Origin of the sequence: Mycobacterium sp. 360MFTsu5.1 (genome assembly GCF_000383495.1) — a bacterium.
Lineage (GTDB): Bacteria > Actinomycetota > Actinomycetes > Mycobacteriales > Mycobacteriaceae > Mycobacterium > Mycobacterium mucogenicum_B.
Genome location: NZ_KB911469.1, coordinates 293,946 through 318,939, shown reverse-complemented (window position 1 = coordinate 318,939; position 24,994 = coordinate 293,946). Strand labels below are relative to the sequence as shown.

Sequence of the window (24,994 nt, the reverse complement as noted above, 5' to 3'; positions counted from 1 at the left end):
ATGCCTGCTTAGCCAGAGAGATTGAAGTTGCCGTTGGACCCGTAGATGGCCAGCGAGATGAGCAGCGTGATGGATACGACGACGATCAGCGAGGTGCGGACGGCATTGCCGACTGCCACGCCTACCCCGGCCGGGCCTCCGCTGGCGAAGAAGCCGTAGTAGGTGTGCAACAGCAAGATTGCCAAGGCCATCAGTACTGCTTCCAGGAATGACCAGAGCAGGTCGATGGGGTTGAGGAACGTGTCGAAATAGTGGTTGTACAGGCCGCCGGACTGTCCGAGTAGCACCACGGTGGTGAATTGGCTTGCGACGAAGGAGAGGATCACCGCGATGGCGTACAGCGGCGTGATCGCAAGCATTCCCGCCGCGATACGGGTGCTGACAAGGTACTCGACAGATCGGATGCCCATGGACTCGAGTGCATCGATCTCTTCGTTGATCCGCATCGCGCCCAACTGGGCGGTGACGCCTGCGCCGAAGGTGGCCGCCAGGCCGATGCCGGCGACAATCGGTGCCGAGATTCGGACGTTGATGAATGCGGCCAGGAATCCGGTAAGCGCTTCGATGCCGATGTTGCCCAGCGAGCTGTACCCCTGGATCGCCAGGACGCCGCCCGTGGCGAGGGTGAGAAATCCGACGATGACGACGGTGCCGCCGATCATCGCCAACGTGCCTGCGCCCATGCTGATTTCAGCAATGAGCCGGATCACTTCGCGTCGGTAGTGCGCGGCGGCATAGGGCACCGCGGCAATCGCCCGACCGTAGAACAAGATGTGATCGCCGATGTCGGCGGTGATCTTCGCGGGTGTGTGGACGGCGCGTGTCAGCCGCGGGTACGTGGACCGAAGCGGCGCTGTGCTGCGGGTCATCGCGTGGTCATCTGGATGCCGATGGCGGTGACCACCACATTGACGACGAACAGCGACATGAACGCGTACACGACGGTCTCGTTGACGGCGTTGCCGACCGCTTTGGCGCCGCCACCGGAGATGGTGAGTCCGCGGTAGCAGGCCACCACACCGGCGATGAGGCCGAACAGCGTCGCCTTGACGCAGGAGATGACGACCTCGGGAACACCGGTGAGCAGAGTGATGCCGGCGGCGAACGCGCCGGGATTGACGTCCTGCACGAATACCGAGAACAGGTATCCGCCGAGGATGCCGATGATGACCACAAGGCTGTTGAGGAGCAGTGCGACGAGTCCCGAGGCCAGCATGCGCGGGGTCACCAGCCGCTGCACGGGATTGATGCCGAGCACCTCCATGGCGTCGATCTCTTCCCGGATGGTGCGCGATCCGAGATCGGCGCACATAGCGGTCGCGCCGGCGCCGGCCACGATCAGCACCGTCACCATGGGACCGACCTGTGTGACAGCGCCGAACGCGGCGCCCGCTCCCGAGAGATCGGCGGCACCCAGTTCGCGGAGCAAGATGTTCAGAGTGAACGACACCAATACGGTGAACGGGATCGCGACAAGAAGTGTGGGTGCCAGCGACACGCGCGCGACAAACCAAGACTGATCAAGGAATTCGCGCCATTGCACGGGCCGCCGGAACGCAAATTTCGCTGCGTCGGCCGTCATGGCGAACAGCCCTCCGACCGCTTGCAACGGACCGGCGAACGATCGCTGCGGCATGACGTACTCCGTTTCTCTACCGGGACCTGCGGGTCGATGTGACCCGGGACACGTCCCACCGACGAAGATTGGCAGCCGCGCTTCGGGGCCCGCCATCGCGATTCCCTCCTACCGGGATTTCGGGAATGGGCCGCTTCGTTCGGAGTGGATCTACGCCTTCCTCAGCCGAGAGGTCAGCGGTGTGAGCTGCCGCATTCCCGCTCAGCGGATGCGGCCGTCGGTACGCCACAACGGGGCCGGGCACATTGGGAGTGACCGGGGCCGTGACGAAGGAGTCGAGATGACGAACGCTGCCGATGATGTTGTGACGTATGAAGTGAGGGCGGGCGTCGCGGTGGTCACCATGAACAGGCCCGAGTATCGCAATGCCCAGAACTCCCGCATGACCTATGCGCTGGATGCGGCATTCGAACGGGCCGTCGTTGACGAGGGCGTGCGGGTCATCGTATTGGCCGGGAGCGGAAATCATTTCAGTGCCGGTCATGACATCGGTACGCCCGACCGCGATCACCACATCTCTTACGACAACAGGGCGGTGCTCTGGTGGGATCATGTCGATAAGGAAGGTGGTGACCAGCGGTACGCACGCGAGATGGAGGTGTACCTCGGGATGTGCCGCCGCTGGCGTGAGATCCCGAAGCCGACCATTGCGATGGTGCAAGGAGCATGCATCGCCGGCGGGCTCATGCTGGCCTGGGTATGTGACGTGATCGTCGCGTCGAGCGACGCCTTCTTTTCAGATCCCGTGGTGGGCATGGGAATCCCCGGCGTCGAGTACTTTGCTCATCCGTGGATCCTCGGCCCTCGGTTTGCGAAGGAAGTCCTCTTCACCGGGGGCCGGTTCAGCGCCGAGCGAGCATACGAGGTTGGGATGGTCAACCGGGTGGTGCCCAAGCACGAACTCGAACAGGCCACTCTCGACATCGCCCGGCAGATCGCGGCCATGCCGCCGTTCGGTTTGGCATTGGCGAAACGCGCGGTGAATCAGTGTGAAGATCAGATGGGCTTGCGGGCAGGCATGGATGCGGTGTTCGGGCTGCACCACTTCGCCCATGCGCACAACGCTGAAATAGGTGGCGACTCCCTCGGTGGAGTCGACGTCAAATCGATTGCGAGACAGCGAGTGCAGCGCTAGTTACGTCGATCGACGACCAACGCGGCGACTCCGGCAAACGTGAGGATCGTGAGGGCCGTGATGTCGAAGGCCGGCCGGCCACCGAGGCCCCGGTCGATCACGTGCGACACGACATGGAGCGCTTCGAACGCGATGAAGCCGCCCAACGCTACCTCCACGGGTGACCGCTGAGCTGCGGCCAGCAGCATTGGACTCAGTTCGTTACGCTCTGGCCCAAGTGATTTCGCGTCGTGACAATCGCGCGCGGCTCGGGGCGGAATCCGTCTTTTCGCTCGACGGGCGCCCAATCGGTCCCAAAGCCGTCATCGACGTCACCTCCCATGCGGCCGGGACGTCGAACTCGCGGGCGACGGCGTCACGATCGAACGCGCGGAACTGATGTGCACCGAGTCCCATGACAAGTCCCTGAATTGTCATGTGGGCGACCGCTTGGCCGAGGTCGTATCGCGCGAATTCGGAGAACTCCCAGTCGGTGTCTTCGACGAGGATGTGAGCCAGATTCACGACCAGCAGCGCGGCATCGACGGCCCAGCGCGCTGAGCTGGGTTCCAGGTGACTCGCGATCCGTGAGTGGACCGGGTCGTCCCGACGACCCACGATGAACATCCAGGGCTGGGAGTTACCCGCCGACGGTGTCAGCCGGGCGGCCTCGAGTAGAACGTCGACCTGAGCGTCACTCAAGGTCGCCTCCCGGCTGAACGACAGTGGGCTGAACCGCTCCGCCAAAAGTGGATGCACTCCGTCGGCCGTGGCATTCTCACACTCGGTCACACCAGCATGATGGGCGCAAACGCCTTGTTTCACAACCAATGCGGCGTGCCGCCTTCGCGGCGAAAGTCGGAGCCGGACGTCCGCGCTACATCTCGGCGAGATGCTTGAGATTCAGCAGCTGACGCCGCGCCATCACGAGATCCCCTACGCTGAGGAAGGGAGCCGCGAGCCGCCACGACTGTGGCGCAGCAACTTTCAGCACCAACCGAGTTCTGTGGTCGTCGATCGGGGTGAGCTGATACGACATGTGGGCGCCGATGATCTGCGCCGTCAACTGCATCTGGTGGTCCACCGCGAGCACCTTTCCCAATGGCCGGCCGGCACTGGCAGTGAACGGATCACCGGGCCGAGGATCGCTGAGGTTCTGCAACTCGTGGGGCGATTGCCGGCCCAGGTTGTCGATCCAGTCATAGGAGTACGGTGCCAGGCGTACTTGAACAACCCACGGCCACAGCCGATCTGGGGTGGTGTTTACCGTCACTCCGCGCCACGCTTCGAGCGAAGGCGTCGCGACATAGACGTCGCAGCCGTAGCGTGCCAGGGTCTCAGCGTCGGTGACGCCCCAGCGGTCACCGATCATCGGGTGGCCACCTTGTTCATCAGATACGGGGCGGCCGTGCGGTGGATGGGACCGATGGCTCGCCAGACTGCCGCCGCAGCCCACCGATGTTTGTAGTGCAGTGCGGTGATGGGTCGGCCTGTGGAGGCATTGACTCGCCGGAGGATCAGAGTTCCTTCCATCAGCGGCGATTCGGCCTCCAGGCGAACTGCATCGGGTGTCGATTCCGCGATGCGCCACCCGAGGACATGCTGTAGTGAGTCCGCCGGTCCGAGCCGAAACCGCAGAAACGCCTTGTGTGCGAACCGGATTCCCTCGCGGATAGGTGGCCCCGACCGCTCGAGCGCCTGCCGCGCCAGCGTTTCGGGCGTACGCGCGTCGGATTCGGCGACGGTGACATCGAAGACGTCGAGGTAGTCAGCCTGCTGGAGGCGCGGCGGCAGAGTGACGCCTGCCAGACTCACCTGGCGCGCATGCCCAACTGCCAACTCCGTCGCCATGATTACGAGGCTAGGTACTCATTGGCCGCTTGTCAGGGGCCAGTTTCGCGGCGGAACCGGGTACCACTCGGGTGGGTACCGCGCTCCGGGGGCGAGTTCGACGAGCGTGTGGCCGATGAGGCGGACGTGACCGTCGTGTGGGGTCGGAAAATTCCTTGCGAGTCGAACAGATGTTCGATACAATTGGGCATGGGAATCGCCCCGGATCTCAACCCACTTCTCAATCACCTGCGCGGTGTGCAGGTCCCCGACGAGATGTCTGCGGGCGACGCGGTGGAGGCGATGACGTGCGTGGTGAAGCTGCGCAATGTGGTCGATCATCTGGCGGCGATGCTGACCGGAGTGCTCGACCGCTGCGGGGCCGCGGCCGCGCAGGGCCGGACGCCGCGGGAGCTGTTGATGGTGTTGGGGTGTGCGCCGTCGGTGGCGCAGCGGCTGGTCCGGGTCGGCGGCGCCCTGCCGGCGCTACCGACCCTGGCGGCGCATGCCGCCGACGGGGCGATCTCCGGTGAGCATGTCGATGCGATCGTGAAGGGCATCAACCACATTCGCGCCCGCGCACCCGGCCCAGTCGACGACGACGCCCGATACCAGCAGGTGACCGATCTGTTGGGGCAGTTCTTCTCCGGCGCCACCCCCGCCGACATCGCCGACCGAGCGCGCCGGCTCGGGAACCGGGTCGCCGCCGCAACCGGTGGTCTTCCGGCCGCCGAGGACCGGTCGGTCAACACCGCCGACCACCGCGTCACCAGCGACGGCCGGGTGCAGATCCGCGCAGACCTGGACGCCGAAGTCGGCGCCAAATACATCGCGGCGATGGAACAAGGGTCCGCGCCGCGGCCCGAACCCGACGGCAGCCCCGATGTGCGCTCGGCGGGGCGTCGACGCGCCGACGCCCTGGAAGCGGTGTTGGATATCGCGGCCCGCGGCGGGGACATCGCCTCCGCCCCGCGGACGCAGCTGTTGGTGACGGTGCCCGCCGACACCCCGGACCTGGCCACGCTGGAATTCATCGGGTCGATCAGCACCCTGACCCTGGACCGGCTCACCTGCGACACCACCGTCACCACCATGATCGTCGACGGCGAACAAGTGCCCCTCGATATGGGGCGCGAGAAACGGCTGTTCCCACCCCATCTGCGCAAAGCGCTCTATCACCGCGATCAATGCTGCATCAAATGCGGCGCACCCCCAGGGCGCACCCACGCGCATCACATCGTGCACTGGACCCACGGCGGCGACACATCACTAGGTAATGGCTGCCTGCTGTGCCCGGCGTGTCACGCCAACGTCCACCACGACGGGTGGGACGTCGTCATGGGACTGGACAAACACCCCTGGCTCATCCCACCCGCCACCGTCGACCCCCACCGAAAACCCATCCCCGCCCACAACCGCCGCACCATGCGACTCGACAACGCGGCCGCCTGAAACCTGATCTGCACCTTGACAACTCAACAGTGTTTCCGGGGCTGGGTGTCGGACCGTTGCCGGTCGCGCAGCAGACCGGCGGTCGGTCAGCTGCTCACCGCAGGAACTGGCCCGCGTGGTTGGCCAGGTCCAGCACCGGTTGCGGGACGGCACCCAGCGCCAGCGTCACAAAGGCGGTGAGCCCGATCATCGCGGTGCTCAGGCTGCCCGACTGCACTTCTGGACCGTCCTCGACCGGGTCGGTGAAGAACATCAGGACGATCACGCGGACGTAGAAGTACGCGGCGACGGCACTGACGATCACACCGATGACAACCAGGGATGAAGCGCCACCTTCGGCCGCGGCTTTGAATACGGCGAACTTGCTGACGAATCCACTGGTCAACGGAATGCCGGCGAATGCCAGGAGGAACAACGCGAACACCACACCGAAGAACGGATGCCGGCGTCCGAGTCCGGCCCACCGGCGGAGGTCGCCTTCCTCGTCACCGTCGGCGCGGCGCACCACACTCACGACCGCGAAGGCACCGAGCGTGCTGAACCCGTAGGCGAACAGATAGAACAACGACGCCGACAGTCCGTTGTCGTTGAGCGCGATCACGCCGGTGAGGATGAAACCCGTATGTGCCACCGAAGAGTACGCCAGCATGCGCTTGACGTCGTTCTGTGCGATGGCGATCACCGTGCCCACCGCCATGGACAGCACCGCGATGATCGACAGCACCGGCCGCCAGTCGTTGGCCAGCGCCGGCAGTGCCACGTAGCAGACCCGCAGCAGCGCACCGAATGCGGCGATCTTGGTGGCCGACGCCATGAAGGCCGTCACCGGCGTGGGCGCCCCTTGATAGACATCGGGCACCCACGAATGGAATGGCACCGCACCGACTTTGAACAACAGGCCAACGCACAGCAGTGCGATACCGATGAGCCCGAGGGATGCCGGTCCGCGGCCGGCGGCGACGCCCGAAAGGCTCAGGCTGCCCGAGTAGCCGTAGAGCATCGCAACACCGAAGAGGAAGAAAGCCGACGAAAACGCCCCCAGCAGAAAGTACTTGAGCGACGCTTCCTGCGACAGCAGCCGATTCCGCCGGGCCAGGCCGCACATCAGGTACAGCGGCAGCGACAGTACCTCGAGTGCGACGAACATCGTCAGCAGATCGTCGGACGCGCCGAACAGCATCATGCCGCCGAGTGCGAACATCGCCAGCGGGAACACCTCGGTCTGGGTGACTCCGGTTTTGAGGGCGATCTGTTCGGCGGCGCTACCGGGCACGGTCGCGGCCTGTGGGGTGAACGCGGCCAGCCCGCTGCCGTCCGAAACCCGTTGCGCCATCAGCAAGGTTGCCAACAGGCTGACCCCCAGCAGGGTGCCCTGCAGGAAGAGTGCTGGGCGGTCGATGGCGATCGCCCCGAGAACTGCCGGCCGGCCGATCGCTGAACCCAGGTGCAGCGCTTGGGAAACCACGGCCACGAGGGCCACCGCCTGGCCGCCGATGCTCAACGCGACCTGCGCGCGGTATCGCGCCGAGCGCGGTGCGAAGGCCTCCACGAGCACGCCTGCCAGTGCGATGCCGAACACGATCAGCATCGGCGAGAGCAGGCCGTACTCGACGGACGGCGCGGGGATGGGTGTCACCGGGCGACCCCCTGGGCGGTGCTCGACGAGGTATGTCCGACAGCCGGATTGATGATGTCCAGCGCGGGCTTGGGGTAGACGCCGAGCACCAGCAGCAGGGCAACCAGCGGCACGACCACAGTCAGCTCACGTGGTACCAGGTCGCGCAGCTTGTCGTTGCCGGTGGCGACGGGGCCCGTCATCATCCGCTGGTACATCCACAGGATGTAGAGCGCGGAGAGCACCAGGGCCGTGGCCGCGACGGCGGTGACGGCGGGGTAGTGGATGAATGTGCCGACCAGAACCAGGAATTCACTGATGAACGGTGCCAGGCCGGGCAGGGACAGCGTCGCGAGTCCGGCGATCAGGAACGTACCGGCCAAGATCGGCGCGACGGTCTGCACACCGCCGTAGTCGGCGATGGCGCGAGATCCCCGGCGGGACACCAGGAATCCGGCGATCAGGAACAGCGCGGCGGTCGAGATGCCGTGGTTCACCATGTACAGCGCGGCGCCGGACTGCGCCTGCTCGGTCATCGCGAAGATGCCCAGAATGATGAAGCCGAAGTGCGAGATCGAGGTGTACGAGATCAGGCGCATGACGTCCGTCTGTCCGATGGCGACGATGGCCCCGTAGACGATGCCGATGACGGCCAGCGCAATGATCAACGGCCGGAATGTCGCGGCGGACGACGGGAAGAGCTGCAGGCAGTACCGGAGCATGCCGAACGTGCCCACCTTGTCGACGACCGCCATCATCAGGACGGCGGTGGCCGGCGTGGCGTGCACCGCTGCGTCGGGCAGCCAACGGTGCAGCGGCCAGAGAGGCGCCTTGACCGCGAACGCGAACATGAACCCGCCGAACAGCGCGTTGGCGATCCCCGGGCTGATGTTGAGGTTGCCGTAGCGCACGGCGTCCGCGACGGCACGGAAATCGAAGGAGCCGTGGGTGAATGCCGGACTGTTGGCGGTCGCCACGTACAGCCCGATGACCGCGGCCAGCATGATCAGGCCGCCGAACAGGTTGTACAGCAGGAACTTGACCGCCGCCTTGGACGCGGCCGGCCGGTCCGCGCCGAAACCGCCGATGAGGAAGTACATCGGGATCAGCATGGCTTCGAAGAACACGTAGAACAGCAGGATGTCCAGTGACACCAGGGAGATCAGCACCATCGATTCGACGGCGAGGATCAACGCGAAGTAGGCGTGGGTCGACTTGGCCTGTGCGCCGGCATCATTCGTGTCGGTGTCGTTCCAGCCGGCGATGATCAGCAGCGGTACCAGGACCGCGGTCAGCGCGACCAACACCAGGGCCACGCCGTCGACCCCGAGGATGTATCCGGTGCCGAATGACGGTATCCACGGGTGGTTCTCCACGAACTGGTAGCGCGCTCCGGCCGGGTCGAAGCGCAGCCCCAGCACCAGCGCGATGACGAGCACCACGAGAGACACCGCGAGGGCGGCCCAGCGGGAGAAAGCCCGTGCGCCGGCGGGCAAGAGGATCACTGCCGCACCGCCGGCCATCGGGACGGCCCACAACGCTGTCAGCCACCACATTCCGGTCACCACACCCTCACCGTGAGAATGGCGGCCGCAATCAATGCCGCTCCGGCCAACATGGACAGCGCATACGACCGGGCGAACCCGTTCTGCCAGCGTCGAAGATCCTGCGACCCGCTGCGGACCAGCGCGGCGAGTTCGCGGGTGACGCCGTCGACCGCGACGTCGTCGAAGTCCACCAGGTTCTTGGTGAACCGCCGGCCCGGGACCATCAGGGCCCGCTCGTTGAACGCGTCGCCGTACAAATCATTGCGGGCGGCGACCGTCAGCCCGGAGACGTTCACCGGCGCGCTGATCGGGACGGGTTGGCGCGCGTACATCCGGTACGCGATCGCGACGCCCACACCGACCACCGCGAGCGTGACGACGGTGAGCAGCCAAGCGGGCACGGCGTGCACGGGCTCGTGGTAGCCGACGATGGGTTCGAGCCAGTGCTCCAACTTCCCGCCGACAGCGAGCAGCGCACCCGCACCGATGGACCCAGCGGCGAGCACCACCATCGGCCAGCCCATGACCGACGGCGACTCGTGGGGATGCGCCTCGGCACGCCAACGCTTTTCCCCGAAGAACGTCATCAGCATGACGCGGGTCATGTAGAACGCGGTGATGCCCGCACCGAGCAGGGCGGCGCCACCGAACAGCAGGCCTTTGGCCCCACCGGCCGCGAACGCGGTCTCGATGATGGGGTCTTTCGAGAAGAAGCCGGACAGCGGCGGGATACCGATGATCGCGAGGTAACCCATGCCGAACGTGGCGAACGTGACGGGCATGGCGGTGCGCAGTCCGCCGTAGCGGCGCATGTCGGTCTCGTCGTCCATGGCGTGCATCACCGAACCGGCGCCGAGGAACAGGCCGGCCTTGAAGAAGCCGTGCGCCAGCAGATGCAGGATCGCGAGGGCGTAGCCGGCGGGACCCAGACCGGCGGCCAGCATCATGTAGCCGATCTGGCTCATGGTCGACGCCGCGAGGGCCTTCTTGATGTCGTCCTTCGCGCAGCCGATCACCGCGCCGAACAACAGCGTGACGGCCCCGACGACGGCGACCGCCAACCGGGCGTCGGCGGATTGGTTGAAGATCGGAGCCGACCGCACCACCAGGTACACGCCGGCCGTGACCATGGTGGCCGCGTGAATGAGCGCCGACACGGGTGTCGGGCCCTCCATCGCGTCACCGAGCCAGGACTGCAGCGGTACCTGAGCGGACTTGCCGCACGCCGCCAGCAGCAACAGCAGACCGATGAGGGTGACGGTGGTCGCGGCGAGATGTGGCGCCTGTGCGAAAACACCCGTGTACGAGAGGGTTCCGGTGTGGGCGAACATCGCCGCCAGGGCCAGCGCCAGCCCGATATCGCCGACGCGGTTGACGACGAACGCCTTCTTCGCGGCCGTCGCGGCCGACGGCTTGTGCGACCAGAACCCGATCAGCAGGTACGACGCCAGGCCGACGCCTTCCCACCCGACGTACAGACCGAGATAGTTGTCGGCCAGCACCAGCAGCAGCATGGCCGCGACGAACAGGTTGAGGTAGGCAAAGAAACGCCTGCGAGCGGCGTCCTTCTCCATGTACCCGATCGAGTAGATGTGGATCAGCGCGCCGACGCCGGTGATGAGCAGGACGAAGCACACCGACAACTGGTCCAGGCGTAAGCCGAAATCGACCTGGAGCTGCGCGACGGGTACCCAGGAGAACAACGTCTCGTGCACCATCCGGAAGTCATTGTCGCGACCGGACATTGCCACGAACTGCGTCGCGCCGACGAGGAAGGCGCCGACCACCGTGGCGCAGCCGAGCAGATGACCCCACGCGTCGGTGGCCTTCCCACCGAGCAGCAGTATCGCCGCACCGGCCAGCGGCAGCGCGATCAGCAACCACACGGATGTCGTCACGGTCACTGCTTCAGCAGGCTCGCGGCGTCCACTGACGCCGACCGTCGGGAACGGAAGATGGTCATGATGATCGCCAGTCCCACCACCACCTCACAGGCAGCCACCACCATGGTGAAGAACGCCACCACCTGACCGTCGAGTTCGCCGAGCATCCGGGAGAACGTGACGAACGCCAGATTGGCGGCATTGAGCATCAATTCGACGCACATGAACATGACGATGGCGTTGCGGCGCAGCAGCACACCGGCCGCGCCGATGGTGAACAGCAGCGCCGAGAGATACAGATAGTTGGTGGGATTCATGAGGCGTTCCCATCGTCGGTGGACACACTGCGCCGGGGCAGGACGGCGCTGACGGACATGTCGGCGTCCGATCCGTCGGGCAACCGGGCCAGGATGTCGACGGCGTTGTGCCGCGCGTACACACCGGGGTTCGGTCGCGGCGTCGGATGCCCGCCCGGGGCGAACCGTTCGATTGCCAGCTCGCGCTGGGTCTTTCGGTGTTCGAACCGTTCGCGGTGGGTCAGCACCATGGCGCCCAGCGCCGCGGTGATGAGCAGGGCGCTGGTCGTCTCGAAGGCCCACAGGTAGCGCGTGAAGATCAGTACCGCCAGGCCCTGGACGTTGCCGGCCCGGTTCGCGTGTTCGAGACCGACGACGTTGGTACCGAGGCTGCCGATGCCGGCGATCACCGCGATGCCGAACCCGATGCCGGCGACGACGGCGGCAACGCGTTGTCCCCGAATGGTTTCGATGAGCGAGTCCGCCGAATCGACACCGATGAGCATGAGGACGAACAGGAACAACATCATGACCGCACCGGTGTAGACCACCACCTGCACGACGCCGAGGAACACCGCGTCCTGGGCGATGTAGAGCACCGCGAGGCTGATCATGGTGCTGGCCAGGAACATTGCCGAGTACACCGCTTTGGGAGCGGCCACCATGGCGATGGCACCGAGCACCGACACGGTACCGAGCACCCAGAACGTCACGGCCTCTCCGGTCACTTGGCCGCCTCGCGCCGCGTCAGGCCGTCCGCGGTGATGTTGCCGCGGTAGTAGTCCTCGTCGGTGCTGCCCTCGCCCATGGCGTGCGGCGGCGCGGTCATGTCGGGTTTCAGCGGCGCCAGGAGCTTGTCCTTGCCGTAGATCAGATCGGACCGGTTGTCGTCGGCCATCTCGTAGTCGTTGGTCATGGTCAGCGCCCGCGTCGGGCAGGCCTCGATGCAGAGCCCGCAGCCGATGCACCGCAGATAGTTGATCTGGTACACCCGGCCGTACCGCTCGCCGGGGGAAAACCGTTGTTCCGCAGTGTTGTCCGCGCCTTCGACGAAGATCGCGTCGGCGGGGCAGGCCCACGCGCACAGTTCGCACCCGATGCACTTCTCGAGGCCGTCGTCGTAGCGGTTGAGCTGATGGCGGCCGTGATAGCGGGGCGCGACCGGACCGGGCTCCTCGGGATACTGCTCGGTGACCGGTTTCTTGAACATCGTGCCGAAGGTGACGCCGAAGCCCGCGATGGCGTCGATGAATTTGGGCCTACCGGGCATGGTGAACCTCCTTGGCCGGGATGGGCGGCACCGGGAACGCGCCGGGCGGTGGCTCGACGGCCGGGGCACGCATGCGAGCCGATTTGCGCCGCGCCGTATTCCACAGCGCACCGCCGATGGCGACCACGGCGATGGCGCTGGCGAAGGCCAGAACGACGGGCCAGCTGTCGTGACCCTGCAGTCGCAGCGTCCGCACGATGCTGACGATCATGATCCACGCCAGCGAGATCGGGATGAGCACCTTCCAGCCCAACGCCATGAACTGGTCGTACCGCAGGCGCGGAAGCGTGGCCCGGAGCCACATGAACATGAACAGGAACGCCCACACCTTGCCGATGAACCACAGCAGCGGCCACCAGCCGGTGTTGGCTCCGGGAATGAGGCTCAGCGGCCAGGGCGCCTGCCAACCACCGAGGAACAGGGTGGTGGCCAGCGCCGAGACCGTCGTCATGTTGACGTACTCCGCGAGCATGAACATCGCGAACTTCAGCGACGAGTACTCGGTGTGGAAACCACCGACCAGCTCGCCCTCGGCTTCGGGCAGATCGAAAGGCGCCCGGTTCGTTTCGCCGACCATCGAGATGACATAGATCAGAAACGACGGCAGCAGGAGGAAGACGTACCAGCGGCCCTGTTGCGACGCGACGATCTGCGACGTCGACATGGTGCCCGCGTACAGGAACACCGCGGCGAACGACAGTGCCATCGCGATTTCGTACGAGATGACCTGCGCGCTGGACCGCAGCCCGCCGAGCAGGGGATAGGTCGAGCCGGAAGCCCAGCCCGCCAACACGATTCCGTACACCCCGATCGAGGTGACCGCGAGGACGTACAACACCGCGACCGGCAGGTCGGTCAATTGCAGCGGCGTCTCGTGCCCGAAGACGTGGACCAGCGGTCCCATCGGGATGACGGCGAACGCCATGATCGCCGGGATCACCGAGATGATCGGTGCCAGAAGGTAGATCGGCTTGTCCACCCCGGCCGGGACCAGCCCTTCCTTCAGCGCGAGCTTGATGCCGTCGGCCAGGCTCTGCAGCAACCCGAACGGCCCCACCCGGTTCGGTCCGATGCGCATCTGCATCCAGCTCAACACCCGGCGTTCGAGGAGGATGGCGACGAGCACCGTCAGCACCAGGAATACAAAAACGCCAAGGGCTTTGGCGAGGACCAGCCACCACGGGTCGAGGCCGAAAGACGACAGGTCGGGATAGTTCATGTCGCCGCTCCGCTGATCGAGACGACCGCTCCGGGGGCGACGCCGAGCGTCGCGTGGACCGTCGACCCCGGCGAGTTCAGCGGCAGCCACACCACGCCGGTCGGCATGTCGGTGATCTCGAGGGGCAGGGTGAGACTGCCGCGATCGGTGCTGACCGTGAGGGTTTCGGACGCGCCGACGCTCGCGGCCGTGTCAGGCGACAACCGGGCGACCGCCGGACGCGCCGTGGCGGCCAGATGAGGTTCGCCGTCCTGCAGGCGCCCGGCATCCAACAGCATCCGCCAGCCGGCGAGGACCGCCTGTCCCGCACCGGGCACCGGGTTCGGGGGCGCGGTGAACTCCGGTGCGGCGGGCCGGGGTCCGGTCCAGCACCCCAGGCGGTTCATCTCGTTGCGCACCGCCGCGACGTCGCGCAGACCCAGATCGATGCAGTGTTCGTCGGCGAGCGCGGCCAGCACCCCCATGTCCGCGCGCGTGGCGGGCGGCAGCGCCGCGCCGAATGCACGGTGTCGCCCTTCCCAGTTCACGAAGCTGCCGGCCTTCTCGACGACAGGTGCCACCGGGAACACGACGTGCGCGAGGTCGGTGACGGCGCTGCGGCGTACCTCCATGCTCACCACGAACTTCGCGGCACCGAGCGACTGCTGCGCGAGCTCCGGGTCGGGCAGGTCGTCGAGTTCCACCCCGGCGACCAGGACGGCCTCGAGCTCACCGCCGGCTGCGGCGGCGAGGATCGCGGTGGTGTCGCGGCCCGGGGCGTCGGGCAGTTCGTCGACGTGCCAGGCGACGGCAACTTCGGTGCGTGACGGCACATCGGTCACCGAACGGCCGCCGGGCAACAGATTTGGGGCCGCACCGGCTTCCAGCGCACCGCGCTCGCCGGCCCGCCGCGGCACCCAGCCGACGGCCGCGCCCGTACGCTCCGCCAGGCGGGCCACGGCGGAGAAGCCGCCGGGCACGCCCGCCAGCCGCTCACCGGTGAGAATGACCGAACCGGGCGGCAACACTTCGACGGCGTCGAGTGCGCGGGGTTCGCGGCCGGGTGCGGCGGAGATGAGGGTGCCGCCCATCTTCTCCAGGCCGCGGCTCGCGAACGGCGCCACCGCAACAACTTTCAGGCCGTGCTTGCGGAAGGCCTTGCGCAGCCGCAGGTAGACGATCGGCGATTCATCTTCCGGCTCGAACGCGACGAGCAGCACGACGGGCGCCTGCTCCAGGTCGGCGTACGTCACCCGCATCGGCTGACCGGCGACGGAGGCCGCCAGGAACTGGGCTTCCTCGTCGCTGTGCACCCGGTTGCGGAAGTCGATGTCGTTGGTGCCCAGCACAATCCGCGCGTACTTCGCATACGCGTAGGCGTCTTCGGTGGTGAGTCGTCCGCCGACCAGTACACCGGTCCGGGCGCCGGCCGCCGATAGGCCGCGCACCGCGACAGCGACCGCTTCCGGCCACGATGCCGGGCGCTGGGCGCCGTCGGCCTCGCGGATCAACGGCGTGGTGATCCGATCACCCTGCGTGGCGTAGGTGAAGGCCCAGCGGCCCTTGTCGCAGTTCCACTCTTCGTTGACCTCGGGATCGTCACCGGCCAAGCGGCGCAACACCGTTCCGCGGCGATGGTCGGTGCGCTGCGCACAGCCCGAGGCGCAGTGTTCGCAGACGCTGGGGGAGGAGACCAGGTCGAAAGGCCGGGCCCGGAACCGGTACGCGGTCCCGGTCAGTGCGCCGACGGGACAGATCTGCACGGTGTTGCCGGAGAAGTACGAGTCGAACGGATCATCGCCGCCGATGCCGACCTGCTGCAGCGCGCCACGTTCCAGCAGCTCGATGAACGGGTCGCCGGCGACCTGATTCGAGAACCGGGTACAGCGCGCACACAGCACGCAGCGTTCCCGGTCGAGCAGGACCTGCGCCGACAGATTGATGGGCTTGGGGTAGGTGCGCTTGACGTCCTCGAAGCGAGAATCACTGCGGCCGTTGGACATCGCCTGGTTCTGCAGCGGGCATTCGCCGCCCTTGTCGCAGACGGGGCAGTCCAGCGGATGGTTGATCAGCAGCAGTTCCATCACACCGTGCTGTGCCTTGTCGGCGGCCTCCGACGTCACCTGGGTACGCACGACCATGTCCGGGGTGACCGTGGTGGTGCACGACGCCAACGGTTTCCGTTGACCCTCCACCTCGACGAGGCACTGCCGGCAGGCGCCCACCGGGTCGAGCAGGGGGTGGTCACAGAACCGGGGAATCTGGACGCCGATGAGCTCGGCCGCGCGAATCACCAACGTGCCCTTGGGCACACTGATCTGCTGGTCGTCGATGGTCAACGAGACCATCTCGACCGCGGCCGCGTCCTTCGCCGGCTCGGTGACCGTCATGCGCCCGCTCCTTCCGTGGCGAAGAGCGTGGCGGCGTGCGGGTCGAACGGGCAGCCGCCGTTCAGGTGCGCGACGTACTCGTCGCGGAAGTACTTGAGCGAAGACATGATCGGGCTGGCTGCACCGTCGCCGAGGGCGCAGAACGACTTGCCGAGGATGGCGTCGGAGATGTCGAGCAGTTTGTCCAGATCGGCCGCCTGGGCCTGTCCGTTCTCCAGCCGGGCATAGATCTGCGCCAGCCAGTAGGTGCCCTCGCGGCACGGCGTGCACTTGCCGCAGGATTCGTGCGCGTAGAACTGGGTCCACCGCCGGACGGCCCGCACCACGCAGGTCGTCTCATCGAAAATCTGCAGTGCCTTGGTGCCCAGCATCGAGCCGACCCCGGCCATGCCTTCGTAATCCAGCGGGACGTCCAGATGTTCGGGCGTGAGCATCGGCGTCGACGATCCGCCCGGCGTCCAGAACTTCAACTGGTGCCCGGCCCGCACCCCGCCGGCATACTCGAGCAGTTCGCGTAGCGAAATCCCCAGGGGGGCTTCGTATTGCCCCGGCCGGGTGACGTGACCGGACAGCGAGTACAGCGTGAAGCCGGGCGACTTGTCGGACCCCATGGACCGGAACCAGTCGACCCCACCGCGGATGACCGACGGGACACTGGCGATCGATTCGACGTTGTTGACTACGGTCGGGCACGCGTACAGCCCGGCGACCGCGGGGAATGGCGGACGCAACCGCGGTTGGCCGCGGCGGCCCTCCAGGGAGTCGAGCAGCGCGGTCTCCTCGCCGCAGATGTACGCACCCGCCCCGGCGTGAACCACCAGATCCAGGTCGTACCCGGTGCCGGCGATATTGGTGCCGAGGTAGCCGTTCGCGTAGGCCTCGGCGACGGCACCCTGTAGACGGCGCAGGACTGGAACCACCTCACCGCGCACGTAGATGAATGCGTGCCGGGCGCCGATGGCGTACGACGCGATGATCGCGCCTTCCACCAGCGCGTGCGGCGAGGCCAGCATCAGCGGAATGTCCTTGCACGTCCCGGGTTCGGATTCGTCGGCGTTGACCACCAGATAGTGCGGACGGCCGTCGTCGGGCGAGATGAAGGACCATTTGGTCCCCGTGGGGAAACCCGCGCCGCCGCGGCCGCGCAGTCCGGAATCCTTGACCAGCGCAATGACTTCGGCGGGTTGCATCCGCAATACCGCCCGCAATGCCTGGTAGCCGCCCTGCCGCACGTAACTCTGCAGCGTCCACGATTGCGGCTGATCCCAATGTCTGCTCAGCACCGGCGCGAGTGTCATTGCGGCGCCTCCATCCCGCGCTCCTGCGCGACGCGCAACCCGGCGAGGGTGGCCGCGCCTGGTTCGGAGTCGTTGCTGCCGGGGCGTTCATCGGGGAAGCCGGCGAGGATGCGTGCGGTGTCCTTGAAGGTGCACAGGGGCGCGCCCCGCGTCGGGGTGACCGGCTCACCGGCGCGCAGCGAGTCGACGAGATCACGTGCGGAACTGGGGGTTTGGTTGTCGAAGAACTCCCAGTTCACCATGACCAGCGGCGCGTAATCGCAGGCGGCGTTGCATTCGATGTGATCCAGCGTGACCCGGCCGTCGGCGGTGGTCTCGCCGGCGCCGAGACCCAGGTGGTCCTCCAGTGATTCGAGGATGGCGTCGCCGCCCATGATGGCGCACAGCGTGTTGGTGCACACCCCGACGAGGTACTCGCCTGTCGGGGTGCGGCGGTACATCGAGTAGAACGTCGCGACCGCGGTGACCTCGGCGGTGCTGAGGTTCAGTTGCGCAGCGCAGAACGAGATTCCGGCAGGGGTGAGGTACCCGTCCTCGGATTGGGCGAGATGCAGCAGCGGCAGCAGCGCCGAGCGGGCACTGGGGTAGCGGGCGATGATCACCGCGGCGTCGGCGGCCAGGCGCTCGGTCACCTCAGGCGAATAGGACTGCGGCCCTTGACCGATCGGTGGGCCGGGCTCGTCCGGACGCGGCCCGAGACGCAGTTCGATAGCGGTCACCTGTCGACGCCTCCCATCACCGGATCGATCGATGCCACCGCGGCGATGGCGTCGGCGACCATGGAGCCCTCGCACATCACCGACACCGCTTGCAGATTCGTGAACGACGGGTCGCGGTAATGCACCCGGTAGGGCCGGGTGCCGCCGTCGGAGACCATGTGCACGCCCAGCTCGCCGCGCGGCGATTCGACGGCGACGTACACCTGCCCGGCGGGCACCCGGATACCTTCGGTCACGATCTTGAAGTGGTGGATCAGGGCCTCCATCGACGAGCCCATGATCTTGGCGATGTGTTCCTTCGAGTTGCCCAGGCCGTCGGGGCCGACCCTCAGATCCGCGGGCCAGGCCAGCTTCTTGTCGGTGATCATCACCGGCCCGGCGACCTTGCCGAGCCTCTCGACACACTGCTCGACGATCTTGATGGACTCGTGCATCTCACGGACCCGAATGATGTAGCGGCCGTAGGCATCACACTGGTCGTCGGTGATGACGTCGAAGTCGTACGACTCGTATCCGCAGTACGGCTGCGACTTCCGCAGGTCGTGCGGCAGCCCCGTCGAACGCAGCACCGGTCCGGTGATACCCAGTGCCATGCACCCGGTCAGGTCCAGGTATCCGACCCCCTGCGTGCGGGCCTTCCAGATGTAGTTCTCGTTGAGCAGATTCTCCATGTCGCGCAACCGCTTGGGCAGCAGCTTGAGCAGCTCCCGAAGTTGCGGCAGTGCCTCGTCGGGCAGGTCGGCAGCCAGGCCGCCGGGGCGGATGTAGGCGTGGTTCATCCGGAGCCCGGTGATGGTCTCGAATATCGACAGCACCAGTTCGCGTTCCCGGAAGCCGAAGAACATCGCCGACATGGAACCCAGCTCCATGCCGCCGGTCGCCAGCGCGACCAGGTGCGACGAGATGCGGTTGAGTTCCATCAACATGACCCGGATGATGCTGGCGCGCTCGGGGATATCGTCGGTGACGCCCAGCAGCTTCTCGACGCCGAGGCAGTACGCCGTCTCGTTGAAGAAGGGCGACAGGTAGTCCATGCGGGTCACGAAGGTGACGCCCTGCGTCCAGGTGCGGTATTCGAGGTTCTTCTCGATTCCGGTGTGCAGGTAGCCGATTCCGCATCGGGCCTCGGTGATGGTCTCGCCGTCGATCTCGAGGATCAGCCGCAGCACCCCGTGGGTGGATGGATGCTGCGGGCCCATGTTGACCACGATGCGCTCGCCGGCCACCGCGCTCTCGCGTGCCGCTGCCACGACGTCGGCCCAGTCTTGACCGCCGACGGTGACCACGCGTTCGCGGCCATCGGGTTCGTTGTCCTGAGTCATCAGTTGTAGGCCCGCCGTTCGTCCGGGGGCGGGATTTTCGCACCGTGGTACTCGACCGGGATTCCGCCGAGCGGGTAGTCCTTGCGCTGCGGATGGCCCACCCAGTCGTCGGGCATCTCGATCCGGGTCAGGGCAGGGTGGCCGTCGAAGATGATGCCGAAGAAGTCGTAGGTCTCCCGCTCGTGCCAGTCGGTCGTCGGATACACCGAATACAGCGACGGCACATGCGGATCGGCATCGGGAGCGCACGCCTCGACACGAATCCGGCGGTTGTGGGTGATGGACATCAGCGGGTAGACGGCGTGCAACTCGCGACCGGTGTCGTCTGGGTAGTGCACCCCGGACACTCCCAGGCACAGTTCGAATCGCAGTTCGTCCCGTAGCGCCTGAGCCACGGCGACAAGGTGGTCGCGGTGCACCTCGAGGGTCAGTTCGTCGCGGAACACCACGACGCGCTCGATCGCGGCGCCGAAGTCGTCGGGACCGAGGGCCGCCGCCAAGGTGTCGACGACGTCGTCGAAGTAGCCGCCGTAGGGCCGGGGTGAGCTGCCGGGCAGGGCCACCTCCCGGACCAACCGGCCGTAGCCCGACGTGTCGCCGCTGCCGCGCACACCGAACATGCCGCGCCGCGTCCCGATCACCTCGGGTCCCGTCTGGTCCGGCGCGTCCGTCATGACCGCAGCAGTCCCTTCAGCTCGATGGTGGGACGGGCCTGCAGGGCGGCTTCCTCGGCCGCGGCGATCGCCTCGGCCCGGTTCACACCCAGCGGCATCTCCTGAATCTTGGTGTGCAGCTTGAGAATTGCGTTGAGCAGCATCTCCGGCCGCGGCGGACAGCCCGGCAGGTAGATGTCGACGGGCACGATGTGGTCGACACCCTGCACCACCGCGTAGTTGTTGAACATGCCGCCCGAGGAGGCGCACACACCCATGGCCAGCACCCATTTGGGCTCGGCCATCTGGTCGTACACCTGACGCAGCACCGGCGCCATCTTCTGGCTCACACGGCCGGCGACGATCATCAGATCGGCCTGGCGCGGCGTCGCGGAGAACCGCTCCATGCCGAAGCGCGCGATGTCGAAGCGCGGGCCCGCGGTCGCCATCATCTCGATGGCGCAGCAGGCCAGCCCGAAGGTGGCGGGCCACAGCGACCCCTTGCGTACGTAGCCCGCGACCTTCTCGACAGTGGACAGCAGGATGCCGCCGGGCAGGCGTTCTTCGAGTCCCATGGGTCTGTCCTCAGTCCCAGCTCAGTCCGCCGCGGCGCCAGATGTATGCGTAGGCGACGAACACCGTCAGCATGAACAGCAACATCTCCACCACCGCGAATACCCCGAGTGATTCGAAGGAAACGGCCCACGGATACAGGAAGACGATCTCGATGTCGAAGACGATGAACAGCATCGCGGTCAGGTAGTACTTCACCGGGAACCGCTGCCCGGTGGTCTCATGGCCCGCGGAGCCGGGCGCCATCGGTTCGATGCCGCACTCGTAGGCCTCGAGCTTGGCCCGGTTGTACCGGCGCGGCCCGATGACCAGCGCAATTCCGACCGAACCCACCGCGAACGCCGCGGCGATCGCGCCGAGTACCAGGATGGGGATGTAGACGTTCATGCGTTCGTCATGCCCTGTGAGGCTCCCTCGTCGAGCTGTCGATGTGAGCTGGCCCACAGCTTAGCTCGGTTAACGGAACGGCCGCCGCATTTTGGCTAGGATCATGATCAGTTCCTGACGTTGCCTACGCTATTAACGACACACCGCCGCCGGCGCGAAGAGTGAACGGCCACAGGCCATTTCGTGCTGGTTAACGCACGGTTTCACCGCTGGGGAGACAGCACCGCCACCACGGCCTCACCGAGCCGGATCGGGTCGATCGGGTGGGGCACCGAGGCCTCCGCGCGTGACCAGGACGCCAGCCAGGCGTCATCCGCACGGCCCGTGAGCACCACGATCGGCGGGCAGTTCGCGACCTCGTCCTTGAGCTGCTTGGCGAGCCCCATCCCACCGGCGGGCGTGGCCTCGCCGTCGAGGATCGCCAAGTCGATGCCGCCGGCGTCGACGGAACTCACCACGACGGGTGCCGTCGCCACGTCGAGATACGTCAGGTCGGGCAGGTCCGGGTGGATGCGCCGTCCCAGCGCCGTGCGCACCTGGTCACGGGTGTTCGGGTTGTCGCTGTACACCAGGATCTTGAGCGCGGAGTCGGCCACGTGCTCAGGCTACGACAGTCCGGTGATCAGGTAGGTCGGGTTCGGTTACTCGTCCGCATAACCCGGGTGGGCAACGTCCAGCCGATGCCGCACGAGTGCCCGCAGCACGGGCTCGAGTTCCGGACCACGGTCGTCGAAATCCCCGTCGCGTATCGCACGCGCCAGGGCCTGCTCGTCGTCGAATCCCAGCAGCCCGGGTTCCGCTCCGTGCTGCGCCAGTTCCCGTTCGACGATCCGCAGCGCGTTCGCGGCGACGCGGGCATGGAAGTTCACCGCGCCATCGGTGGCCGCGCGTACCTCGGTCTCCAGGAACTCGGCCACCGCGGTGACCAGTTCCGCGGCACTGGGGCGGTAGTGGCTCACCGGTCCTCCAAGAGGTCGAGCAGGTCCCATTCGGTTTCGCACACCCGCCGGCCGATGGTGGCCAACTCGACCGACCTGGCCTGTCCGGACAGGTGACGTTCCGCCTGGTACCGGCAGATGATGCCCCAGCGCAAGGTGGCGGACACCAGCCACCAGTGAAAGGTTCTGCGGTCCAGAGTGATTCCGCTGGCACCCTCGTAGGCGGTCAGGAAGTCCTCGATACTGCCCAGGCCGCCGGCGTCCAGCGCTCGCGGCGCCCCGAAGCGCCAGGCCCGAATGCAGAACCAGGCCAGGTCCTCGGCACGCGAGCCCAGGTGGGTGAGCTCCCAATCCAGCACCGCCGCCAGCCGGTTGCCGTCGACGATGAGGTTGCCCATCCGGAAGTCGCCGTGAACCAGCACCGCATCGCCGGCGTCCGACGGCTGGTTGCGCGCCAACCAGCGGAAGGCCCACTCGAAAGTGGCTGTGGTGTCGCCGATCTCATCGAGCTCGCGTCGCCATGAACTCAGTTGGTCCTCGCGCGACAGCCCGACACCGGTGGGGTCGGCGCGGTGGATGGCCGCCAGTGCTTCGGCGCACTGCCCGAGAAGGGTGGCCCGGCCATCGTCATCGAGTGCTCGCTGGATCTTGCGGACGATGGTCTCGCCGGGCACGAAGTCGCACACCAGGAACGGATTACCCAGGGCCTCAGGCGAGTTGCTCGCTGCCAGCACGCGGGGAACCGGCGCGCCCGCGGCCGCCGCCCGGGACAGTGCGGCGGCCTCGAGTTCCATGCCGGCGTGGATTTCGTCGGGCGGTCCGACCCGCAGGATCAACGCGCGGGCCCCGGTGGCGGTGCGCGCGTCGAAAGCCCATGTCGCACGGCTGGCGCCGCCGGTCAGCTCCCGCAGGTTCTCGACGCTGACATCGCCGAGCCCGGGTTCGAGCGTCGCGGCGAGGGCTCGGGCCAATTCCGGAGCGTCGATCACTTGCGCCCGAACTTCAGCATCCGCTGCGCCACCCGGCGAATCTGAATCTCTTCCGCCCCTTCGGTGATCCGGTAGCGGCGATGGTGCCGGTAGATGTGCTCGAACGGCTCGTGCCGGCTGTAGCCGATGCCGCCGTGAATCTGCATGGCGCGGTCGGCAGCCTCACATACCAGTCTGTTGGCGCGGTAGTTGGCCATCGAGACCTTGTCGGAGACCTCCATGTGGTGATCGCGATCGAGGTGCCACGCGGCGTAATACACCAGCAGCCGGACCATCTGCGCCTCGGTCTGCAGCTCGGCCAGCGGCCACTGCACGGCCTGGTTCACCGCCAGGGGTTTACCGAACACCACGCGCTCGCCGGCGTACTGCGCGGCCCGGTCGATGCAGTACTGCGCGGCGCCCAGACTGCTGGCGGCCTGACGGATGCGGTTCTCGTGCAGGAACGTCTGGCCGACCTCCAAGCCATGGTCCACCTCGCCGAGCACCGCATCGTCCGGCACCCGAACATCTTTCAGTTCCACCTCGCCGTGATCGCTCGGCATGTTGAACGTCCACCAGTAGTACGGCACGGTGAATCCCGGGGTGTCGGTGGGGACCAGGAACGCGGTGATGCCGACCGCTTGCCCGGGATCCCCCGACGTGCGGGCGAAGATCAAGTCGTGGGTGGCGCGGTGCACGCCGGTGTTCCAGCGCTTGCGGCCGTTGATGATCCACCCGTCACCGTCCCGGACCGCGGTGGTCTCCAGCCAGGTGGCGTCGCTGCCGTGGTCGGGTTCGGTGAGCCCGAACGCCATTGACCGCTCACCGGTGATCATGGCCTCGACCCATTCGGCTTGCTGCGCGGGGGTGCCGAACCGGCTCATCATGATGACCTGGGGGAAGTTGCCGACGATCGACGACTCGTCCTGCAGGTCGTTGTGCAGGCCGAGGCCCTTGTGCGCCAGGTGTTCCCGGATGACGGCCATGTCCAGATTGGTGCCGTCACGGCCACCGAACGCGCTCGGCAGGCCGTACCGCAGCCAGCCGGCCGCGTCGGCGCGGCGGCGCATCTCGTCGAGCAGATCCTCCCATTCCCTCGTGGGCACCCCGCCGTTCTCGAGGTCCGTACGGGCGAACTCCCGGCGCCGGTCGAAGTACTGCAGGTTCTCCTGTTCCAGCGGTTTGATCTCCGCCTCGATGAAGGCGTCCATGTCGGCCAGCAGGCCCGGAAGGTGTTCCGGTAGAGCGAAATCCACGTTGATCTCTTTCTTCGGTCAGAAGCCGTACAGGGTTTTCTTCCAGATGGTCGACAGGGTCGTGATGGCGTCCTCGTCGCTGATCTGCAGCCCGGAGCCCGGGCTGCCGACCACCACGACGGTGAAGTTCTCGAACAGCAGCGAAATCGCCGCGGCGATGTGTTCGGGGTCGAGGCGTTGCCCCGGATGGATGCCCTGGGCATACCCCTGTTCCTGGGCGTGGCGGACCGAGTCGGCGACCAGGTCCATTCCGAAGCGACGGAACTCGTTCTGCACCTTGGCGAATCGCGGCTGCGTGGCGCCCAGTTGGGCGACCGCGATCATGATGCCGATGTTCTGCTTGAAAAGGTTCCAGTACCCCGTCACCACGGTGGTGAAGTACTCGGTGTCCTCGGGGGACTCGGGCAGCGGCACGCCCATCCCCGAAGGGGTGACGATGTCGTGCAGGAACGACTCGGCCAGGCCGGCGAGGAGGTCTTCCTTGTCGTCGAAGTAGCGGTAGAACACCGCCGACGACTTGCCGGCCGCCGACGTGATGTCCGCCAGTGTGGTGCCATGAAAGCCCCGCTCGGCGAACAGCTTCCGTGCCGCCAGTTCGATGGCCTCGCGGGTCTGTCGGCCCTTGGCGGTCAGCGTCTCGGCCGGCATG

At 66.6% G+C, this 24,994-nt stretch carries 26 protein-coding genes and 1 pseudogene; 2 read left to right on the top strand and 25 right to left on the bottom strand.

The features are described from left to right. Positions 1 to 8: 8 nt before the first annotated feature. Together H289_RS0120695 and H289_RS0120690 are read right to left on the bottom strand one after the other, a co-directional pair. Positions 9 to 869: an ABC transporter permease gene (locus H289_RS0120695; RefSeq protein ID WP_020102731.1), complete on the bottom strand. Its 861-nt coding sequence runs from the start codon at positions 867 to 869 to the stop codon at positions 9 to 11. After that, positions 866 to 1,636, bottom strand: a complete 771-nt coding sequence (locus H289_RS0120690) for an MlaE family ABC transporter permease (RefSeq protein WP_020102730.1) — start codon at positions 1,634 to 1,636, stop codon at positions 866 to 868. Before H289_RS0120690 ends, H289_RS0120695 begins: the two co-directional genes overlap by 4 nt. A 280-nt stretch (positions 1,637 to 1,916) precedes the next feature. On the opposite strand from H289_RS0120690, the gene H289_RS0120685 reads away from it, so the two are divergent. Beyond that, positions 1,917 to 2,771: an enoyl-CoA hydratase gene (locus tag H289_RS0120685; protein ID WP_020102729.1), complete on the top strand. Its 855-nt coding sequence runs from the start codon at positions 1,917 to 1,919 to the stop codon at positions 2,769 to 2,771. Here the strand turns inward: H289_RS0120685 and H289_RS0120680 are convergent. The 4 genes from H289_RS0120680 to H289_RS30920 all read right to left on the bottom strand — a co-directional run bounded on the left by H289_RS0120680 (position 2,768) and on the right by H289_RS30920 (position 4,601). Then, positions 2,768 to 2,929, bottom strand: a complete 162-nt coding sequence (locus H289_RS0120680; RefSeq protein WP_155944192.1) for a hypothetical protein — start codon at positions 2,927 to 2,929, stop codon at positions 2,768 to 2,770. The genes H289_RS0120685 and H289_RS0120680 overlap by 4 nt on opposite strands. 43 nt (positions 2,930 to 2,972) lie before the next feature. Then, on the bottom strand, positions 2,973 to 3,542 hold the full coding sequence (locus H289_RS0120675; protein WP_020102727.1) for a nitroreductase family protein: 570 nt from the start codon (positions 3,540 to 3,542) through the stop codon (positions 2,973 to 2,975). A gap of 85 nt (positions 3,543 to 3,627) precedes the next feature. Next, positions 3,628 to 4,122, bottom strand: a complete 495-nt coding sequence (locus tag H289_RS0120670) for a hypothetical protein (protein WP_020102726.1) — start codon at positions 4,120 to 4,122, stop codon at positions 3,628 to 3,630. Beyond that, positions 4,119 to 4,601: a hypothetical protein gene (locus H289_RS30920; RefSeq protein WP_155944191.1), complete on the bottom strand. Its 483-nt coding sequence runs from the start codon at positions 4,599 to 4,601 to the stop codon at positions 4,119 to 4,121. Before H289_RS30920 ends, H289_RS0120670 begins: the two co-directional genes overlap by 4 nt. Before the next feature lie 189 nt (positions 4,602 to 4,790). On the opposite strand from H289_RS30920, the gene H289_RS0120660 reads away from it, so the two are divergent. Then, positions 4,791 to 6,032, top strand: coding sequence for an HNH endonuclease (locus H289_RS0120660; protein ID WP_020102724.1), 1,242 nt, complete (start codon positions 4,791 to 4,793; stop codon positions 6,030 to 6,032). 94 nt (positions 6,033 to 6,126) lie between these two features. Here the strand turns inward: H289_RS0120660 and nuoN are convergent, their stop codons facing one another. The 19 genes and pseudogenes from nuoN to H289_RS0120565 form a co-directional block, all read right to left on the bottom strand. Further along, positions 6,127 to 7,659 (bottom strand): NADH-quinone oxidoreductase subunit NuoN, encoded by a 1,533-nt coding sequence (nuoN, locus tag H289_RS0120655; protein WP_029105509.1) that lies wholly within the window; start codon positions 7,657 to 7,659, stop codon positions 6,127 to 6,129. A 5-nt stretch (positions 7,660 to 7,664) separates the two neighbouring features. Beyond that, complete coding sequence (locus H289_RS0120650; RefSeq protein ID WP_231388084.1) at positions 7,665 to 9,203, bottom strand: NADH-quinone oxidoreductase subunit M; 1,539 nt, start codon at positions 9,201 to 9,203, stop codon at positions 7,665 to 7,667. Between the two features lie 5 nt (positions 9,204 to 9,208). Then, the gene (nuoL, locus tag H289_RS0120645; RefSeq protein WP_029105508.1) at positions 9,209 to 11,092 is read right to left on the bottom strand and encodes an NADH-quinone oxidoreductase subunit L; all 1,884 of its coding nucleotides are present in this window, start codon (positions 11,090 to 11,092) and stop codon (positions 9,209 to 9,211) included. Positions 11,093 to 11,094: 2 nt separating this feature from the next. Next, positions 11,095 to 11,394, bottom strand: coding sequence for an NADH-quinone oxidoreductase subunit NuoK (nuoK, locus tag H289_RS0120640; RefSeq protein ID WP_020102720.1), 300 nt, complete (start codon positions 11,392 to 11,394; stop codon positions 11,095 to 11,097). Then, positions 11,391 to 12,101, bottom strand: coding sequence for an NADH-quinone oxidoreductase subunit J (locus H289_RS0120635; RefSeq protein WP_020102719.1), 711 nt, complete (start codon positions 12,099 to 12,101; stop codon positions 11,391 to 11,393). Before H289_RS0120635 ends, nuoK begins: the two co-directional genes overlap by 4 nt. Then, positions 12,084 to 12,643: pseudogene (nuoI, locus tag H289_RS0120630) on the bottom strand (NADH-quinone oxidoreductase subunit NuoI); the annotation flags it as partial. The pseudogene nuoI and the gene H289_RS0120635, both read right to left, overlap by 18 nt. Then, positions 12,633 to 13,862: an NADH-quinone oxidoreductase subunit NuoH gene (nuoH, locus tag H289_RS0120625; protein WP_020102717.1), complete on the bottom strand. Its 1,230-nt coding sequence runs from the start codon at positions 13,860 to 13,862 to the stop codon at positions 12,633 to 12,635. The gene nuoH and the pseudogene nuoI, both read right to left, overlap by 11 nt. Continuing rightward, positions 13,859 to 16,231: an NADH-quinone oxidoreductase subunit G gene (locus H289_RS0120620; protein ID WP_020102716.1), complete on the bottom strand. Its 2,373-nt coding sequence runs from the start codon at positions 16,229 to 16,231 to the stop codon at positions 13,859 to 13,861. The genes nuoH and H289_RS0120620 overlap by 4 nt, the downstream gene beginning before the upstream one ends. Next, the gene (gene nuoF, locus H289_RS0120615) at positions 16,228 to 17,529 is read right to left on the bottom strand and encodes an NADH-quinone oxidoreductase subunit NuoF (protein WP_020102715.1); all 1,302 of its coding nucleotides are present in this window, start codon (positions 17,527 to 17,529) and stop codon (positions 16,228 to 16,230) included. Before nuoF ends, H289_RS0120620 begins: the two co-directional genes overlap by 4 nt. Then, on the bottom strand, positions 17,526 to 18,248 hold the full coding sequence (gene nuoE / locus H289_RS0120610; protein WP_020102714.1) for an NADH-quinone oxidoreductase subunit NuoE: 723 nt from the start codon (positions 18,246 to 18,248) through the stop codon (positions 17,526 to 17,528). The genes nuoF and nuoE overlap by 4 nt, the downstream gene beginning before the upstream one ends. Further along, on the bottom strand, positions 18,245 to 19,570 hold the full coding sequence (gene nuoD, locus H289_RS0120605) for an NADH dehydrogenase (quinone) subunit D (RefSeq protein WP_020102713.1): 1,326 nt from the start codon (positions 19,568 to 19,570) through the stop codon (positions 18,245 to 18,247). Before nuoD ends, nuoE begins: the two co-directional genes overlap by 4 nt. After that, positions 19,570 to 20,244: an NADH-quinone oxidoreductase subunit C gene (locus tag H289_RS0120600; protein ID WP_020102712.1), complete on the bottom strand. Its 675-nt coding sequence runs from the start codon at positions 20,242 to 20,244 to the stop codon at positions 19,570 to 19,572. The genes nuoD and H289_RS0120600 overlap by 1 nt, the downstream gene beginning before the upstream one ends. Beyond that, positions 20,241 to 20,798 (bottom strand): NuoB/complex I 20 kDa subunit family protein, encoded by a 558-nt coding sequence (locus H289_RS0120595; RefSeq protein WP_020102711.1) that lies wholly within the window; start codon positions 20,796 to 20,798, stop codon positions 20,241 to 20,243. Before H289_RS0120595 ends, H289_RS0120600 begins: the two co-directional genes overlap by 4 nt. A 10-nt stretch (positions 20,799 to 20,808) precedes the next feature. Then, a complete protein-coding gene (locus tag H289_RS0120590) occupies positions 20,809 to 21,183 on the bottom strand; it encodes an NADH-quinone oxidoreductase subunit A (RefSeq protein WP_020102710.1) in 375 nt (124 codons plus the stop codon). Positions 21,184 to 21,386: 203 nt separating this feature from the next. Continuing rightward, complete coding sequence (locus H289_RS0120585) at positions 21,387 to 21,779, bottom strand: Rv3143 family two-component system response regulator (RefSeq protein ID WP_020102709.1); 393 nt, start codon at positions 21,777 to 21,779, stop codon at positions 21,387 to 21,389. A gap of 45 nt (positions 21,780 to 21,824) precedes the next feature. Then, positions 21,825 to 22,172 carry a DUF6285 domain-containing protein gene (locus tag H289_RS33740; RefSeq protein ID WP_036420930.1) on the bottom strand — a complete coding sequence of 116 codons (348 nt, stop codon included), beginning with the start codon at positions 22,170 to 22,172 and terminating at the stop codon, positions 21,825 to 21,827. Continuing rightward, positions 22,139 to 23,110, bottom strand: a complete 972-nt coding sequence (locus H289_RS0120575; protein WP_020102707.1) for a phosphotransferase family protein — start codon at positions 23,108 to 23,110, stop codon at positions 22,139 to 22,141. Before H289_RS0120575 ends, H289_RS33740 begins: the two co-directional genes overlap by 34 nt. Next, entirely contained in the window at positions 23,107 to 24,345 is a 1,239-nt protein-coding gene (locus H289_RS0120570; RefSeq protein ID WP_020102706.1) for an acyl-CoA dehydrogenase family protein, read from the bottom strand. The genes H289_RS0120575 and H289_RS0120570 overlap by 4 nt, the downstream gene beginning before the upstream one ends. 18 nt (positions 24,346 to 24,363) lie before the next feature. Further along, on the bottom strand, positions 24,364 to 24,993 hold the full coding sequence (locus H289_RS0120565; RefSeq protein ID WP_020102705.1) for a TetR/AcrR family transcriptional regulator: 630 nt from the start codon (positions 24,991 to 24,993) through the stop codon (positions 24,364 to 24,366). Position 24,994: the final 1 nt, after the last annotated feature.